At 63.2% G+C, this 17,119-nt stretch carries 14 protein-coding genes; 7 read left to right on the top strand and 7 right to left on the bottom strand.

Annotated features, from left to right (window positions below; translation table 11 throughout):
- The first annotated feature begins 113 nt into the window (after positions 1–113).
- From P3C39_RS18805 to P3C39_RS18795, 3 genes are all read left to right on the top strand, one after another.
- Entirely contained in the window at positions 114–911 is a 798-nt protein-coding gene (locus P3C39_RS18805; RefSeq protein ID WP_275954114.1) for an ABC transporter substrate-binding protein, read from the top strand.
- Between the two features lie 151 nt (positions 912–1,062).
- Positions 1,063–1,737: an amino acid ABC transporter permease gene (locus P3C39_RS18800; RefSeq protein WP_013527987.1), complete on the top strand. Its 675-nt coding sequence runs from the start codon at positions 1,063–1,065 to the stop codon at positions 1,735–1,737.
- Positions 1,738–1,783: 46 nt separating this feature from the next.
- A complete protein-coding gene (locus tag P3C39_RS18795) occupies positions 1,784–3,058 on the top strand; it encodes a cysteine desulfurase-like protein (RefSeq protein ID WP_275954115.1) in 1,275 nt (424 codons plus the stop codon).
- 85 nt (positions 3,059–3,143) lie between these two features.
- Here the strand turns inward: P3C39_RS18795 and P3C39_RS18790 are convergent, their stop codons facing one another.
- The 5 genes from P3C39_RS18790 to P3C39_RS18770 form a co-directional block, all read right to left on the bottom strand.
- Entirely contained in the window at positions 3,144–3,974 is an 831-nt protein-coding gene (locus P3C39_RS18790; RefSeq protein ID WP_275954116.1) for a dipeptide ABC transporter ATP-binding protein, read from the bottom strand.
- Positions 3,974–4,828, bottom strand: a complete 855-nt coding sequence (locus tag P3C39_RS18785) for an ABC transporter ATP-binding protein (RefSeq protein WP_024503389.1) — start codon at positions 4,826–4,828, stop codon at positions 3,974–3,976. Before P3C39_RS18785 ends, P3C39_RS18790 begins: the two co-directional genes overlap by 1 nt.
- A gap of 2 nt (positions 4,829–4,830) precedes the next feature.
- A complete protein-coding gene (locus P3C39_RS18780) occupies positions 4,831–5,685 on the bottom strand; it encodes an ABC transporter permease subunit (protein ID WP_224618710.1) in 855 nt (284 codons plus the stop codon).
- Between the two features lie 70 nt (positions 5,686–5,755).
- The gene (locus P3C39_RS18775) at positions 5,756–6,763 is read right to left on the bottom strand and encodes an ABC transporter permease subunit (protein ID WP_063169936.1); all 1,008 of its coding nucleotides are present in this window, start codon (positions 6,761–6,763) and stop codon (positions 5,756–5,758) included.
- A 50-nt stretch (positions 6,764–6,813) separates the two neighbouring features.
- Positions 6,814–8,406, bottom strand: coding sequence for an ABC transporter substrate-binding protein (locus P3C39_RS18770; RefSeq protein WP_013527993.1), 1,593 nt, complete (start codon positions 8,404–8,406; stop codon positions 6,814–6,816).
- A 453-nt stretch (positions 8,407–8,859) separates the two neighbouring features.
- Between P3C39_RS18770 and P3C39_RS18765 the strand changes: the two genes are divergently transcribed.
- From P3C39_RS18765 to P3C39_RS18755, 3 genes are all read left to right on the top strand, one after another.
- A complete protein-coding gene (locus P3C39_RS18765) occupies positions 8,860–10,866 on the top strand; it encodes a long-chain fatty acid--CoA ligase (protein WP_063169935.1) in 2,007 nt (668 codons plus the stop codon).
- Positions 10,863–11,600, top strand: coding sequence for a methyltransferase (locus tag P3C39_RS18760; RefSeq protein WP_275954117.1), 738 nt, complete (start codon positions 10,863–10,865; stop codon positions 11,598–11,600). The genes P3C39_RS18765 and P3C39_RS18760 overlap by 4 nt, the downstream gene beginning before the upstream one ends.
- A 135-nt stretch (positions 11,601–11,735) precedes the next feature.
- On the top strand, positions 11,736–12,737 hold the full coding sequence (locus tag P3C39_RS18755; RefSeq protein WP_275954118.1) for a serine hydrolase: 1,002 nt from the start codon (positions 11,736–11,738) through the stop codon (positions 12,735–12,737).
- Between the two features lie 86 nt (positions 12,738–12,823).
- Here the strand turns inward: P3C39_RS18755 and P3C39_RS18750 are convergent, their stop codons facing one another.
- Together P3C39_RS18750 and pgi are read right to left on the bottom strand one after the other, a co-directional pair.
- Positions 12,824–13,546, bottom strand: coding sequence for an HAD family hydrolase (locus P3C39_RS18750; RefSeq protein WP_013527996.1), 723 nt, complete (start codon positions 13,544–13,546; stop codon positions 12,824–12,826).
- Between the two features lie 5 nt (positions 13,547–13,551).
- Positions 13,552–15,195: a glucose-6-phosphate isomerase gene (gene pgi / locus P3C39_RS18745; protein ID WP_275954119.1), complete on the bottom strand. Its 1,644-nt coding sequence runs from the start codon at positions 15,193–15,195 to the stop codon at positions 13,552–13,554.
- 323 nt (positions 15,196–15,518) lie between these two features.
- Between pgi and P3C39_RS18740 the strand changes: the two genes are divergently transcribed.
- Positions 15,519–17,012 (top strand): PLP-dependent aminotransferase family protein, encoded by a 1,494-nt coding sequence (locus tag P3C39_RS18740; protein ID WP_024503382.1) that lies wholly within the window; start codon positions 15,519–15,521, stop codon positions 17,010–17,012.
- Positions 17,013–17,119 lie beyond the last annotated feature (107 nt).

Below are 17,119 nucleotides of genomic sequence, written 5' to 3'. Positions count from 1 at the left end.
CATCGCCAACCGTGACCGCATGGTCGCTGCCATGAATTGACGCCCTGCGTGAAGCGGGGCGGCAAAAAACCGTGCGGGAGCAACCCGCCCGATCAACAACAGAGGGAACAAAAATGAGCTTCACGCGTCGCAAATTGCTTCTTCTCGCCGCCGCCATCGGCATCGCCGCCGGCCCCGCCACGGCCTATGCCGCCGATGTGCTGAATGTCGGCGCCTACCCGACCAACCCGCCCTTCGAATTCAAGAACGAGAGCGGCACTTTCGGAGGCTTCGAGGTCGACATCGTCAACGAAGCCGCCAAGCGCATCGGCATGACCACCGACATCGCCGATCTCGGTTTCCAGGCGCTGTTTGCCGCCACCACCTCGAAGCGCATCGACGTCGCCATCTCGTCGATCACCATCACGGCGGAGCGGCTGAAGTCACAGTCGTTCACGCAGCCCTATTATGATTCCGATATGGGCATCGCCACCAAGGCCGACAGCCCGATCAAGGCCGAGGCCGACCTCAAGGGCAAGATCATCGGCGTGCTGTCCGGTTCGACCGGCGAAACCTGGGTCAAGGCGCATCAGGAAGCCGACGGCTTCAGCGACGTGAAGGGCTACGACACGCAGCAGAACCTGCTGCTCGACCTCAGCGCCGGCCGCGTCGATGCGGCAGTCAGCGACATTCCGGGCATGGAATATTCCTTCACCAAGATGAAGGACCTGGTGGTCAAGGAGCGCATCAAGACCGGTGAGCAATACGGCCTGATGATGACCAAGGACCACCCGCTGCTCGGCAAGCTGAACGATGCGCTGAGCGCGATGAAGAAGGACGGCACGCTGGCCGCGATCCACAAGAAGTGGTTCGGCAGCGACGCGCCCGCCGACTCTTCGACCATGAAGGAAATGCCGCTGCCGAAGGCCTGAGCTGAAAGCTGCGGTAACATCGTGCCGGCTTTCCAGGCCGGCACGATTCTTTCACGCCTGGCCGCCGGCTTCTGCCGCAGATCTCCTGCCCTCGGCGGGCCCATCGAGTTTAACGTGAGCATTCTTTGCTCTGGGGTTCGGGAACGCTCCCATGTCGCTGATCGACACCTTCTTCAACCCCGACGTCATCATGTCCAGCCTGCCGGCGCTGCTGCGCGGCTTCCTGAACACGCTGCTGCTCGGCATTTTGAGCATCGGCATCGGCATCCCCATCGGCCTGGGGATCAGCCTGGTGCGGCTCTATGCGCCGAAGCCGCTGCGCTGGCTCGCGGTCGGCTACACCGACATCTTCCGCGCCCTGCCGGTGCTGGTCGTGCTGATCCTGATCTACTATGCGCTGCCCTTCCTCGGCATACGCCTGTCGTCCTGGGCATCGGCGGTGACAGCCTTCGCCTTCATCATGTCGGCCTACTCGGCCGAGGTGTTCCGCTCCGGTATCGAAAGCATTCCGCGCGGCCAGTTCGAGGCGTCGCAGGCGCTTGGCCTGCCGTTCCTCCTGACCTTGCGCAAGGTGGTGCTGCCGCAAGCGATCCGCGTCGTCATCCCGCCGATGACCAGCAACTGCGTCTCGATGTTCAAGGACACCTCGCTCGCCTCCACCGTGGCGCTGCCGGAACTCTTGAAGGAAGCGACCAACGCGCAGTCGCTCTACGCCAACCCATCGCCGCTGATCGGCGCCGCGCTTGTCTATCTCATCTTCCTCTGGCCGATGGTCCGCCTCGTCAGCCTGCTTGAAGAGCGCTTCAAGACCGAAAAGAAGCGCTGACCTCCGCCACCTGATCCCCGTCCAAGCCCTCCGCAGGAGCCTACCCGTGAATAAGCACCAAACCGACAATGCGAATGCCACCGCGTTCCCCGTCGACACCATCCGCGCCATGTTTCCAGCCTTGCAGCGGGCCGGCGATTTCATCTTTTTGGACAACGCCGCCGGCGCGCAGATCCCGCAGAGCGTGCTCGACGCGGTGACCAATCATCTGGTTTCGCACAATGTGCAGCGTGGCGGCCGCTATGGCCGCAGCGTCACCGTCGACCAATCGGTCGCCGATGCGCGGACAAGCGTCGCTCTGCTCATCAACGCCTACAGCCCGGCGGAAATCTGCTTCGGCATGAATGCCACCTCGTTCATCCGCCTGGTCAGCCTCGGCATCGGCCAGATGCTGCAAGAGCGCGACGAGATCGTCGTCACCGACATGGATCATGACGCCAACATCGCGACTTGGCTGGCGCTGGAATCGGCCGGCGCGAAATTCAAATGGTGGCGGATGCGCGAGGACGGCAATCTGCATGTCGACGATCTGCGTCCGCTGGTTTCGGACCGCACCCGCCTGATCGCCTGCACGGTCACGGCGCACTCGATCGGCTCGATCGTCGATGTCGCTTCGGTGGCCAAGATCGCGCATGCGGCCGGCGCCGAAGTGTTCCTCGACTGCGTGCATTACGGGCCGCATGGACTGATCGACGTGCAGGCCTGGGACTGCGACTATCTCGTCTGCTCCGGCTACAAGAATTTCTCGCCGCATATGGGCTTCCTGTGGGGCCGCTTCGAAACGCTGAAGCGGCTGCCGACCTTCCGCGAGGACTTCATCCCCGACGAGCCGCCCTACAAGGTCGAGGCCGGCACCTTCATCTACGAGAACGTCTCCGGCATGGATGCCGCCGTGCAGTACCTGGAACTGATCGGCCGCAATCTGGCGCCGTCCAACAACCGCTCCCGGCGCGACAACATCGTTGCCGGCATGGGCGCCATCCGCGACTATGAGTTGGTGCTGGCGCGCGAGATGCTGGCCGTGCTGAAAGGTTGCGGGGCAACCATCTACGGCGTTGCCGACGAGGCCAGGATCACCGAGCGCGTGCCGACCTTCTGCTTCAACATCGGCAAATTGTCACCACAACGGATCGTCGAGGAAATGGCCGAGATGCAGATCGGCATCCGCGACGGCCACATGTACGCGCCACGGCTGATGAAGCGTCTCAATCTCTCGATGGACAGCGGCGCCATCCGCGCCTCGCTGGTGCATTACAATACAGTCGAGGAGATCCATAAATTCGGCGAGGCGCTGCGCGCCATCATCGCCAAGCTGTCGTGAGAGGCGGTCTCTCCAGCGTCGTCATCCATGGGCGGAACAAGGGAGCGTAGCGACACAGTGCAGACCCGAGGATGACGAAGAGACGTTAAGCCGCTTTCTTCTTCGCCAGCCTCGCCTTGATCGACGCGACGTCGGCGCGCGGTGTCGCCGCGAACAGCGTCCGGGTGTAGCTGTGCTTGGGGTCGGCGAAGACCTCGTCGCGCGAGCCGTATTCGACCGCTTCGCCGAAATACATCACCATCACGTCGTCGGCGATGTAACGCACCACGGACAGATCGTGGCTGATGAAGACATAGGTCAGCTGGAACTCATGCTGCAGGTCGGCAAGCAGGTTGAGCACCTGCGCCTGCACCGACAGATCGAGCGCCGAGACCGGCTCGTCGAGCACCAGCAGGCTCGGGTTCAGCATCAGCGCGCGGGCAATGGCGATGCGCTGACGCTGGCCGCCGGAAAACATATGCGGATAGCGATTGTAGTGCTCGTGGCCGAGGCCAACCTTCTTCAGCATCTTCATCGCAAGGTCGCGCCGCTCGGACGCCGGCTTGTCGGTGTTGATCAAAAGCGGCTCGCCCAGCACGTCGCCGATCTTCTGGCGCGGATTGAGCGATCCGTAGGGGTTCTGGAAGACGATCTGCACCTTGCGGCGCATCTCCTTGGTCAATCCCCCCTTGGCGATGTCAACCTTGTTGCCGTCGATGAACAATTCGCCCGATGTCGCCGGATCGATCAGCGTGATGATGCGGGCAAGCGTTGACTTGCCGCAGCCGCTTTCGCCGACAATGGCCAGCGTCTTGCCCTTGTCGACCTTGAACGAGACGCCCTTGACCGCGTGCACGGTGCGCGGCCCGGTGAACAGGCCGCCGCCGATGTGGTAGTCGCGGACGATGTTCTTGCCTTCGAGAACCGTGGTGCTCATCAGGTGGCTCCCGCAGCAGAAGGCGCCGGCTCGAACATCATGTCGGAAACGGTCGGCAGCCGGTCGCCGACGGCGTTTTCCGGCAGCGCCGACAAAAGCGCCCGCGTGTAATTGCTCTTTGGCGATTCAAACAGCGACAGCACGTCGGCCTCTTCCATCTTGCGGCCCTTGTACTGGACGATGACGCGGTCGGCGGTCTCGGCCACCACGCCCATATTGTGGGTGATCATGATCAGGCCCATGCCGTATTTGGCCTGCAGCGAAACCAGCAGATCGAGGATCTGCTTCTGGATGGTGACGTCGAGCGCCGTGGTCGGCTCGTCGGCGATCAGCAGTTTCGGATTGCAGGCAATGGCGATGGCGATCATGACGCGCTGGCACTGGCCGCCCGACATCTGGTGCGGGAAGGAACTCAGCCGCTCTTCAGGGTCGGCGATGCCGACCAGCTTCATCAGTTCGATGGCACGCGCCCGGCGCTGGGCGCGGTCCATGCCCATGTGGAAGCGCAACACCTCCTCGATCTGGAACCCGACGGTGAAGCACGGATTGAGGCTGGCGATCGGCTCCTGGAAGATCATCGAGATGTCCTTGCCGACGATCTTGCGCCGTTCGGACGGGCTGAGCTTCAGCAGATCGACGCCGTCGAAGGCCATGCGGTCGGCCTTGACGGTTGCCGTGTTGGGCAACAGCCCCATCACCGCCAGCATCGACACCGACTTGCCGGAGCCGGACTCGCCGACGATCGCCAGCACTTCGCGCGGCTCGATCGACAGGTCGATACCTTGCACGGCCATGAACGGTCCGGCCGCGGTGTCGAAGGAAACGGTGAGGTTCTTGATCTCGAGCAGAGGCATGCTCACGACCTCTTCAGCTTGGGGTCGAGCGCGTCGCGCAGGCCGTCGCCGATCAGGTTGATGGCAAAGACGGTGATCAGGATGGCGAGGCCGGGGAAGGTCACCACCCACCAGGCGCGCAGGATGAACTCGCGCGCTTCGGCCAGCATGGTGCCCCATTCCGGCGTCGGCGGCTGCGCGCCCATGCCGAGGAAGCCAAGGGCCGCCGCCTCGAGGATGGCGTTGGAGAAGGACAGCGTCGCCTGCACGATCAACGGCGCGATGCAGTTTGGCAGGATGGTGACCAGCATCAGCCTGAGATGGCTGGCGCCGGCGACCTTGGCCGAGACGACATATTCGCGGGTCTTTTCGGCCATCACGGCGGCGCGGGTGAGCCGGGCGAAATGCGGCTGCAGCACGAAGGCGATGGCGATCATGGCGTTGACGAGGCCGGGGCCAAGCACCGCGACCAGCACCAGGGCCAAGAGCAGCGACGGGAAGGCCAGGATGATGTCCATGATGCGCATGATCAGCGTGTCGACCCAGCCGCGGCAGTAGCCGGCGAGCAGGCCGAGGATGACGCCTGAAATCAGCGCTGACGTGACAACGACGAAGCCGATGGCGAGCGAGAAGCGCGAGCCGTAGATCAGGCGCGACAGCATATCGCGGCCGACGGCGTCGGTGCCGAGCAGGAACTGCGCATTGCCGCCCTCCTGCCAGGCCGGCGGCGTCAGGAAGAAGTCGCGGAACTGATCGTCCGGCGAATGCGGCGCCAGCAGCGGCGCGAAGATGGCGATCAGGATCAGCAGCGCGAAGACGAAGAGCCCGATCACCGCGCCCTTGTTGACGGAGAAGTAATGCCAGAACTCGCCGAACATCTGCAACCTGGCGTCCTGCGGCTTGACGACGGTCGCGGCTTCGATGGTGGCGGGGCCTTCATTGCTCATGTCAGTTGGCCCGGATGCGTGGGTTGATGACGGCGTAGAGCACGTCGACGATGAGGTTCACCGACATGACGATCAACGCGATCAAAAGCAACCCGCCCTGCACGGTGAAATAGTCGCGCTTGGAAATGGCGTCGATCATCCATTTGCCGATGCCGGGCCAGGAGAAGATGCTCTCGGTCAGGATGGCGCCGGTGAGCAGCGTGCCGACCTGCAGGCCGATGGTGGTGACGACCGGGATCAGCGCGTTGCGGAAGGCGTGCAGGCCGATGACCCTACGCGGCGCCAGGCCCTTGGCGCGCGCGGTGCGGACATAGTCCTCACCCAGCACCTCAAGCATCGCCGAGCGCGTCTGCCTCGCGATGACGGCGAGCGGAATGGTGCCGAGCACGATGGTCGGCAAGATCAGGTGCGACAGCGCCGAACGGAAGGCGCCCTTCTGGCCCGAGATCAGGGAATCGATGGTCATGAAGCCGGTCACCGGCTTGAAGAAGTAGAGGAGGTCGATGCGGCCTGAAACCGGCGTCCAGTGCAGCATGCCGGAGAACACGATGATCAGCAGCAGACCCCACCAGAAGATCGGCATGGAATAGCCGGCCAGCGCCGTGCCCATGGTCAGTTGGTCGAACCAGGAGCCGCGGCGGATGGCAGCGAAAATGCCGGCGGCCACACCCAGGATGACGGCAAAGATCATGGCGAAGATGGCGAGCTCGACCGTTGCCGGAAAGCGGACAAGGAAGTCCTTGAGCACCGGTGTCTTGGTGGAAAACGAGGTGCCGAAATCACCGCCGAGGATGTTCGTCAGATAGGTCAGATATTGTTGCCAGATCGGCAGGTCGAAACCGAACTGGTGCATGAGCGCCGTGTGGCGTTCGGGCGACAGGCCGCGTTCGCCCGCAAGCACCAGCACCGGATCACCGGGCAGGATGCGCACGAAGCCAAAGGCGAGGATGGTTATCCCGATGAAGGTCGGGATGATGAGGGCGAGCTTGCCGAGGATATAACGCAGCATGGCGGGCGAGTGGGGGCGTCACCACATGGTGGCGCCCCCGTTTCGCAACCTTATTCGGCGATATCGACGCCGTCGAAGCGGTGGATACCGAGCGGATCCATCGCAAAGCCGGTGACGGTCTTCTGCATCGGCATGAACACCTTGGAGTGAGCGAGCGTCGCCCAGGGTGCCTGTTCCTTGAAGATGACCTGTGCCTGTTCATAGAGCTTGGTGCGCTCGGCCTGGTCCGAAACGGTCTTGGCCTTGTTGATGAGCGCATCGAAGTCCTTGTTGCACCATTCCGCGCGGTTGTTCGAACCGACGGAAGCGCAGCTCAGGAGCACGCCGAGGAAGTTGTCCGGATCGCCATTGTCGCCGGTCCAGCCGACGATGACGGCGCCGTCGTGATCAACCGCGGAAGCGCGCTTGAGGTATTCACCCCAATCGTAGCTGACGATCTCGACGGTGACGCCGACCTTGGCGAAGTCCGCCTGGATCAATTCGGCGGTGCGGCGCGCGTTCGGCATGTAGGGGCGCGACACCGGCATGGCCCAGACGTTCATCTTGAGGTCCTTGACGCCGGCCTCTTCAAGCAGCTTCTTGGCTGCATCCGGATCGTACGGATCGTCCTTCACTTCCTTGTTGTAGGACCACATGGTCGGCGGGATCGGGTTGACCGCCACCTGGCCGGCACCCTGGAAGACCGCGTCGATGATGGCCTTCTTGTTGATGGCCATGTTGAGCGCCTTGCGCACGCGCACGTCGTCGAACGGCTTCTGCTGGGTGTTGTACATCAGCGCGCCGACATTGAGGCCTTCCTGCTCCTCGACCTTCAGGTTCGCATCGGCCTGCAGGCCGGCGATGTCGGCCGGTGCCGGGTACGACATGATGTTGCATTCGCCGGCCTTGAGCTTCTGCGCGCGCACGGCCGGATCGGTGGTGATGGCGAAGACCAGATCGTCGATCTTCTGCTTGCCGCCCCAATAGTCCGGGTTGGCCTTGTAGCGGATGGCGGCGTCGGTCTGGTAGTCGACGAAGATGAACGGGCCGGTGCCGATCGGCTTCTGGTTGAACAGCTCAGGCGTCTTGTCGGCCTGCAGCTTGTCGGCATATTCCTTGGAGACGACGGACGCAAAATCCATGCCCAGCGTCGGAATGAAGGTGATCGCCGGCTCCTTGAGGGTGAACTTCACCGTCAGGTCATCGACCTTCTCGACCTTGGTGATGTTGTCGCCGAACTGGTCATTGTAATACTGGTAGGCAATGCCCGGAATGTACTGGAACCAGGGACCGTTCTTGTCGACCTGACGTTCGAACGAGAACACCACATCGTCGGCGTTGAAGTCGCGCGTCGGGGTGAAATAGTCGGTGGCGGCGAATTTGACGCCCTTGCGCAGCTTGAAGACATATTCCTTGCCATCGTCGGAGATCGTCCAGCTTTCGGCCAGGCCCGGCGAGGTCGTCGTCTTGCCGTGATCGAATTCGACGAGGCGGTTGAAGACGGTGCGCGAGGACGCGTCGAACGTCTGGCCTGCGGTATACGGCGCCGGATCGAAACCTTCCGGCGAAGCTTCCGCGCAGTAGACCAGAGTTTTCGCATTGGCCATGCCGCCCAGGACGCTTGCAGCCAGCAACGCGGCTGCAAAAGTCAGCTTCTTATTCATTGAGCACTCCCTGATGTTCTTCCAAGCCCCTCTATCAGGCTCGCGAAGCGCGCATATAAGCACCGTTTTTCCGGCTTTGGAACACCCCGTTTGCTTACCCCGCGGGAAGCAGGAAAAAAATCCGCAACTTTGCCAAATTGCAGAAAAAATTAGCCGTTTCTTCCGTTCACGAGATTATTAACAGCCGAATTTTTTTATTGATCGCCAGGCTGACGATATAAATGTTCCCGGCGCTTCCGAGCGGCCGTGGGATGCGTCAGGACACCGCCTGGAGCGCTGGCGGCGGCAAAGACTTTCGACGGCAAATCTTTCGCCGCGTTGCCGCAAGGGCAAGACTTGCACGCTCACCAAGGGAGGCAATACATAGGGTGTAGCGGCCGCAGCGGAGGACGCCCTTGCCAATTCAGGGGCGAGTGCGGCACGGATGAACAAGACTTGTCCAGGGAGGAACGGTTGGCAAAAGCATCAAGGACGACGGCGCCGGTGAAAGCGGGAGCCAAGGCGCCGTCGAAAGCAGCCGGTACTGCCAAGCCGAAAGCACCCGTTGCCAAAGCCGCCAAGCCGAAGGCGGCCGCGGCACCTGTAAGGGCAAGCACAAAGCCGGCGGTGAAAGCCCCGGCCAAGGCTGCGGCCGGAAAGACGGCGCCGGGGCGTAAAGCGGGTGCGGCAAAGCCCGCTGCCAGGCCGGCGTCGAAGGCCGCGGCAGCGGTGAAGGCCCCACCGGCGGCAAAGCCGGCCGACGCCACCGCCAACCGATTGCCGAAAGCGCTGACGGCGTTGGCCGCCGGCTTGCCGGAAAAGCCGTGGCTCAAGAGCTATCCGAAAAACGTGCAGGCGGAGATCGGCGCCCTGCCCTACAGCTCGATCGGCGATTTCCTCGTCGCCGCCTGCAAGCAGTTTTCCGCGCAGCCGGCCTTCACCTGCATGGACAAGTCCATCAGCTACACCGATGTCGAGCGGCTGTCGGCGGCCTTCGGCGCCTACCTGCAATCGAAGGGCCTGCAGAAAGGCGCGCGCGTCGCGCTGATGATGCCCAACGTGCTGCAATATCCGGTGGCGATGATGGCGATCTTGCGAGCGGGTTATGTGGTGGTGAACATCAATCCGCTCTACACGCCGCGCGAGCTCGAACACCAGCTGAAGGATTCCGGGGCGCAAGCCATCGTCATCCTGGAGAACTTCGCCAACACCTTGCAGGCGGTGATCGCCAGGACCGCGGTCAAGCATGTGGTGGTCGCCGCGATGGGCGACATGCTTGGCGGGCTGAAGGGCACAATCGTCAATTTCGTCGTGCGCCGCGTGAAGAAGATGGTGCCGGCATGGTCGCTGCCCGGCCATGTCAAGTTCAATGCCGCCATGAAGGCCGGCGCCGGTATGGGCTTCAGGCCGGCCAAGGTGGCAGCCGACGATGTCGCCTTCCTGCAATATACGGGCGGCACCACGGGCGTCTCGAAGGGCGCCACGCTGCTGCACAGCAACGTGCTCGCCAACGTCGCGCAGAACGCGCAGTGGATGGAGGACGCCTACACGATCAAGCCGAAACCCGCGCATCCCAACTTCATCTGCGCGCTGCCGCTCTATCATATCTTCGCGCTGACGGTGAACGCGCTGATGGGCATGCAGCAGGGCGCCCGCAATGTGCTCATTCCCAATCCGCGCGACATCCCAGGCTTCGTCAAGGAATTGCAGAAATATCCGGTGCACATCTTTCCCGGCCTCAACACGCTGTTCAACGCGCTGCTCAACAATGAGGATTTCCGCAAGCTCGACTTCAAGCCGCTGGTGCTGACGCTGGGCGGCGGCATGGCGGTGCAGAAGGGCGTCGCCGAACGCTGGAAGGCGCTGACCGGATGTTCGGTCACCGAAGGCTACGGCCTCTCGGAAACCTCGCCGGTGGCCACCGCCAACAAGTTCACCGCCGGCGACTTCACCGGCACCATCGGCTTGCCGCTGCCCTCGACGGAGATCGCCATCCGCGACGAAGACGGCAACAATTTGCCGCTCGGCGAGGTCGGCGAAGTCTGCATCCGGGGGCCGCAAGTGATGGCGGGCTACTGGAACCGGCCGGATGAGACCGCCAAGGTGATGACCAAGGACGGCTACTTCAAATCCGGCGACATGGGCTTCATGGACGAGCGCGGCTACACCAAGATCGTCGACCGCAAGAAGGACATGATCCTGGTCTCGGGCTTCAACGTCTATCCCAACGAGCTCGAGGAAGTCGTGGCGATGCATCCGGGTGTGCTCGAAGTGGCGGCGATCGGCGTGCCGGACGAGCATTCAGGCGAGGTGCCGAAACTGTTCGTGGTCAGGAAGGATCCGGCGCTGACCGCCGAGGCACTGACCGCCTTTTGCCGCGAGAACCTGACCGGCTACAAGCGGCCCAGATACATCGAATTCCGCACCGAACTGCCGAAGACGCCGGTCGGCAAGATCCTGCGGCGAGCGCTGCGCGAATGATTGCAGCCGTCGGCGCGGATGCCGTAGATGCACCTTGCCGTCCTGACCCGGCAGAGTTCATCAGGACGAACATGCGCCTCGCCCCGGTGCCGTCGGTGCCTGAGATCCAGCTTTTTACACCGCACCCGGCCAGTGGCCTGAGACGGCTTACCGATACGCACCAAAGCGCTGACGACGATGACGACACGATCGAGGCGGACAACAATGGACCTGAGCCGCAGCCGCCTTACTGGGCTTACGTGTGGGCCGGCGGCGCGGTGCTTGCGCGCCATATACTGGATCATCCGCAAACGGTAGCCGGTCGCCGCGTGCTCGACCTTGGTGCCGGCTCCGGCCTTGTCGGCATCGCCGCAGCCAAGGCCGGTTCGCGCGAAGTGATCGCCGCCGAGATCGACCGTAACGGCGTTGCCGCGATCGGCCTCAATGCCGCGGCCAACGGCGTCGAGATCGCCATTGTCGACAAGGACATTACCACGGGTCCCCCGCCGGCGGTCGAGCTCGTGCTTGCCGGCGACGTGTTCTACGGCCCTGAGGTTGCTCTGCGGGTTATCCCGTTCCTCGACCGCTGCCTGGCGGCCGGCATCGAGGTGCTGGTCGGAGATCCCCGCCGCAACGACCTGCCGCTGTCCCGGCTGCGATTGCTCGCCGAATACAAGGTGCCGGATTTCGGCGACGCGAAGGGGGCTGCGACTAAGCCGAGCGGTGTCTTTTCGTTTGAGGCGGGAGAGCGCTAACGGAGGAAGCAAAGCCCGATCGCTCTCGATGACTGGGTTGGACCCTCTGCGCACGCCCACCTTTCTTATGGCAGGTGTGCTGTGTTCGAACTTGTTCTCCCAATTTCCGGTCAAGGGCGACGATTCGGAGGAGAAATGGCAGGAGACCAAGCACCTTTTGCTAGGAGCGACCAGATTTTTCCGGAGATAGAGTGGGCCGAAGTATCGGCGGCAAGCCTCGGCTGGTCCACCCGGCGCCTCGCCGCTCTTGCCCACGATTTGGCGGACGGTCGCTCAACAGCTCTGATGATCATCGCCGGCGGAAGCGTCGTTTTTCAGTGGGGTGACTTAGCTCAGAAGTCGAGCGTGGCTTCCGTCCGGAAAAGCCTGATCAACGTCCTCTACGGCATCTACATTGCGGAAGGCAGGATAGATCTGAACGCGACGCTCGCAGAACTGCATATCGATGATTTCCAACCGCTCACACAAGTTGAGCAGCAAGCCACAGTCGCGGACCTCCTGGGAGCCCGATCAGGCGTCTATCTGCCCTCGGTCTACAATACGGACCATGGGCGACCAGAACGCGGCAGCCACGCACCCGGCTCGCGCTGGTTCTACAACAACTGGGATTTCAACGTGCTCGGTACGGTTCTGGAGCGTCAAACAGGCCAGACCGTATTCGAGGCGCTTGCCATGCGAGTCGCAGGTCCTCTCGGAATGCAGGACTTCGAACGAGAGGACGGTCACTATCTCGGGGGCCGGGAATCCCTACATCCTGTCTACAAGCTCAGCATGACCGCCCGCGACCTCGCGCGCGTCGGCCTGCTCTACCTTCACGGTGGTCGCTGGGGAGGGCGCCAGCTTGTCCCTGAGAGCTGGGTTCGGGAAAGTACTCGCCCACAGTCGGACATTGGAGGAGGTAGGGGCTACGGCTACCTTTGGTGGACGGCAGCGGCCAATGCGCCCGGCGACAGCATCAGCGTCCATGCGCCGATGTTCTATGCGAGCGGCTTCGGTGGACAGTACATTGTCGTTGTTCCAACGCTTGATCTCGTCATCGTGCACAGATCGGCAAGAGTCGATCACGGCATAAGTCATGCTCGAATGGGAGATATTCTCCGCCTTGTCCTCGCGGCAATGCCAGACCGACACCGGTGACTTGGATCGCCAGTTTCAACGTCGAAAGTCCACCTATTCTCGGCTATTGGGGAAAGCCCGGTTGATTTGATCCCCGACCTTGTCCGTCAGATCGTCTCCTTGACCCGTGCCGAGAGAAAATCCGGCAGGTCGGCGACCGAATCCAAAACCACATCGGCAATGCCGGCCAGCGATTCGCGGGTGCCGGTGCCGGAGAGCACGCCGACCGCCAGCCCGCAGCCGCCGGCACGTGCCATTTCGAGGTCGTGCCGGTTGTCGCCGACCATGGCGATTTCCGCCGGCTTGAGGCCGGTGAGATCGCTAAAGGCCTGGATCGTGTCGGGCGCCGGCTTCGGATTGGCCACCGCGTCGTAGCCATAGGCCGCGTCGAACAATTGAGCGACGCCGAGCGTGACCAGCGTCTTTTCCGCGCCGCTGGTCGAATCGTTGGTGGCGACGCCAAGCCGGTAGGATTTCCTGTGCAGTGCCGTCAGCGTATCGACGATGCCCGGCAGCGCCACGGCCATCGCCGAGCCTTGTACGGAGGTGATCTCGTTGAAGCGGGCAACCGCAAGCATCTGGTCCTCGTTGGACAGGCGTGGGAACCACAATTCGACGACGTCGAGATTGGTGCCGGAGGCAAAGATGGAGTCCGGCTTGAAACGCTTGTTGGCGAAATCGAAGCCGGCAGCGGCCAGCAGCCTGTCGGCTTTCCAGCGATCGCCTTCCGACGCATCCATGGCCATGAAGTCGGCAACGCCGAGCCAGGTGGCGTTGAAGTCGACAAGCGTGCCGTCCTTGTCGAACAATATTCCCTTGATGTCTGCCAAGCTTTTCACTCCGAGCCACGCAAATGCTGGATGAATCCCACAAGGCCAGCGGTCGATGCATCCCGATTGGCGGCACTTTCCTTGCCCTCCACGACAGGCAACAGGCCGGTGGCCAGTTCCTTGCCGAGTTCGACGCCCCATTGGTCGAAGGAGTTGATGTTGAATAGCGTGCCCTCGACGAAGACGCGGTGCTCGTAGAGCGCGATCAGCCGGCCGAAGGTGCGCGGGTCGAGCTTTCTGTAGAGGATGGTGATCGAGGGACGGTTACCCGAGAAGACGCGGTGCGGCGCGATCTTGTCGACCTCGGCCGGCTTCATGCCCTTGGCCAGCATCTGGGCGCGCGCCTCCTCCAGCGTGCGGCCCTTCATCAGCGCTTCCGACTGCGCCAGGCAGTTGGCGAGCAGCAGATCATGCTGGTGCTTGAGATCGGGCTCGTGACCGATGGCCGCGGCAAGGAATTCGACCGGAATGAAATCGGTGCCCTGGTGCAGCAGCTGGAAGAAGGCATGCTGGCCGTTGGTGCCGGGCTCACCCCAGACCAGCGGTCCGGTCGGCGTCGTCACCGCCGTGCCTTCGAGGGTGACGCTCTTGCCGTTCGATTCCATGTCAAGCTGCTGCAAATAGGCCGGCAGCCTGGACAGGCGCTGGTCGTAAGGGATGACGGCGCGCGCCCGGTAACCGCAGATCACGCGATGCCACCAGCCGACCAGTCCCAGCAGCGCCGGCAGGTTCTCCTGCACCGGCGCGGTGCGGAAATGCTCGTCCATCTCATGCGCGCCATCAAGGAAGGCGCGAAAATTCCGCGGGCCGACAGCGATCATCACCGGCAGGCCGATGGCGCCCCAGAGCGAATAGCGGCCACCGACCCAGTCCCAGAAGCCGAAGACGCGATCGGGCGCGATGCCGAACTTGGCCACCAGGTCGAGCGCGGTCGAGACGGCGGCGAAATGCTTGCCGACCGCTTCCTTGCCGAGCGCCTTCTGCACCCAGTCGCGCGCCGTCTGCGCATTGGTCATCGTTTCGACGGTGGTGAAGGTCTTGGAAGCGATGATGAAAAGCGTGGTCTCGGCGGAGAGGCCCTTCAGCGTGTCGTGGATATGGGCGCCGTCTATGTTGGAGACGTAATGCGCGCGCGGCCCGTCATGATAGGGCGCCAGCGCCAGCGTCGCCATGGCCGGGCCGAGATCGGAACCGCCGATGCCGATGTTGACGATGTCGGTGATCTTCTTGCCGGTGGCGCCGGCCGCCTTGCCCGAGCGCACGGCATCGGCAAAGGCGCCCATGGCGTCGAGCACGGCGATGACGTCCGCCTTGACGTCCTGGCCATCGACGGTGACGCCCTTGCCGGTCAGGTTGCGCAGCGCCGTGTGCAGCACGGCACGGTCCTCGGTGACGTTGATCTTCTTGCCGGCGAACATGGCGGCGCGGCGGCCTTCAAGATCGGCGGCCTGGGCGACCTTTTCCAGCAGCTCCATGGTGGTCGCGTCGACCGCGCATTTCGACCAGTCGAGCAGCAGATCGCCGTCGGTGGCGGAGAATTCCACGAACCGCTTGGGATCGGCGGCGAAGGCCTGGCGCATGCTGGCGGGCGCCGCCGCGCGGTGGTCGCGCAAGGCGGCGAGCTGTTTTTGAAAGGACGATTGATCCACTGCCAAACTCCGAGACCTCGAGCCATCATTACGGACCGGATGTTTCCGGCGCGTGTCGTCGCGACAATCTATCGGGCCGAACTCCACCCGTATCAATGCGCAGCGATGACGCACACCCACACGCCGCCATGACGCACCATGTCATCGCCGGGATGAAGCGCCGCGTCACCCCACGATGCCGCAACGCGGCATCAAAAGGACGTGAAGGATCACTGGCATAAATCCCAACGATCAGAAAAATTGATTGGCGCAACCCCTTGTGCCACGGTTACGTTCGGCTGGTCCAGCCAAACGAAAAAGGCTGGCCATCGAGGAAATCTCCCATGCCACAGCGAAACGACACGGCGATATGGTCCGGCCTGTTCCGGATTTCGGCCGAATCCGGCCAAACCCTGCAGGCGCAGATCCGCCAGGCCATCGTAGCCGCCATTCTCGACCGCCAGATCGCCGCTTCGATGCCGCTCCCTTCCTGCCGCATCCTGGCCGAAAAACTCGGCGTGGCGCGCGGAACCGTGGTGCTGGCGTTCCAGCAGCTCGTCGACCAGGGTTTCCTGGTGGCGCGCGAGCGGCGTGGCCATTTCGTCAATCCCGATGTGCTGGCGACACCGGCCAAGCCGCACCAGAAGGCGCCCGACCAGGCCAATGAGATCGACTGGAAGGCACGCCGCAAGATCGCCGCAAGCGACATGCCGCCGCCGGCCAAGCACGAGAACTGGATCAAGTCGTCCTATCCTTTCGTCTACGGGCAGTTCGACCCGGCGCTGTTCCCGACCGCTGAATGGCGCGAGTGCAACCGCATGGCGCTTGCCGTGCTGGAAATCCGCAACTGGGCGTCCGACATGGTCGACCGTGACGATCCGCTGCTGATCGAGCAGATCCAGGCGCGGCTCCTGCCCCGGCGCGGCATCTTCGCCAATCCCGACGAGATCATCGTCACGCTGGGCGCCCAGAACGCGCTCTACATGCTGGCGACGCTGCTGATGTCCAAGGGCTCCAAGGTGGCGATGGAGGACCCCGGTTACCCCGACGCGCGCTCGATCTTCCGCCTTGCGGGCGCAGAGATACAGCCGGTGCCGGTCGACCAGTCCGGCATCGTAACTGCTTCTATTCCCAATGATTCCGGCTTCGTCTTCGTCACGCCCAGCCATCATTGCCCGACCATGGTGCCGTTGTCGGCGGAACGGCGGCAGGATCTTCTGGCGCGCGCCAACCGCTACAACCAGATCATCATCGAGGACGGCTATGACAGCCAGCTTCTCGACGAGGCACCGCAGCAAGCGCTGAAGAGCCTCGATCGTTCCGGCCGCGTGGTCTATGTCGGCTCTATGTCCAAGACGCTGGCTCCCGGCCTGCGGCTCGGCTACATCGTGGCGTCCGCCGGACTGATCGCGGAGCTCCGGGCGCTGCGCCGCTTCATGCTGCGTCATCCGCCGGCCAACAATCAGCGCGCCGTCGCACTGTTCCTGTCGCTCGGCCACCACGAGGCGCTGGTGCGGCGGCTGTCGTCAGCCTTCGACGAGCGGCGCAAGCGGCTGGTCCATGCGATTTCCGCCTTCCTGCCGGAATGGCGTTCGACCGATTCGGCCGGCGGTACGTCGCTGTGGCTCGAAGGGCCGCGCGGCACCGATTCGCGCGGGCTTGCCGAGGCAGCGGCCTCGCGCAGCGTCATCATCGAGCCAGGCGACCGCTTCTTCGATCGCACTGAAAAGCCTTCGCGTTTCATGCGGCTGGGCATCTCGTCGATCGCGCTACAGCACATCGAGCCAGGCATCCGCGAACTGGCCACGGCCGCCGGACGCAGACCCGCGGCCGCCTGATCCATCATCGACCTCTCGTGACCGGAGCCGCTCGCAGCGGCTCCGGTATTTTAGTTCTGGCACATGGAACTGAGCCAGCTGGCCCATAGGATGGGCCAGTGCCGGCG

This window comes from Mesorhizobium sp. XAP4, assembly GCF_029269325.1.
Taxonomy (GTDB): domain Bacteria; phylum Pseudomonadota; class Alphaproteobacteria; order Rhizobiales; family Rhizobiaceae; genus Mesorhizobium; species Mesorhizobium ciceri.
This window is presented reverse-complemented; position numbering and strand designations above follow the sequence as displayed.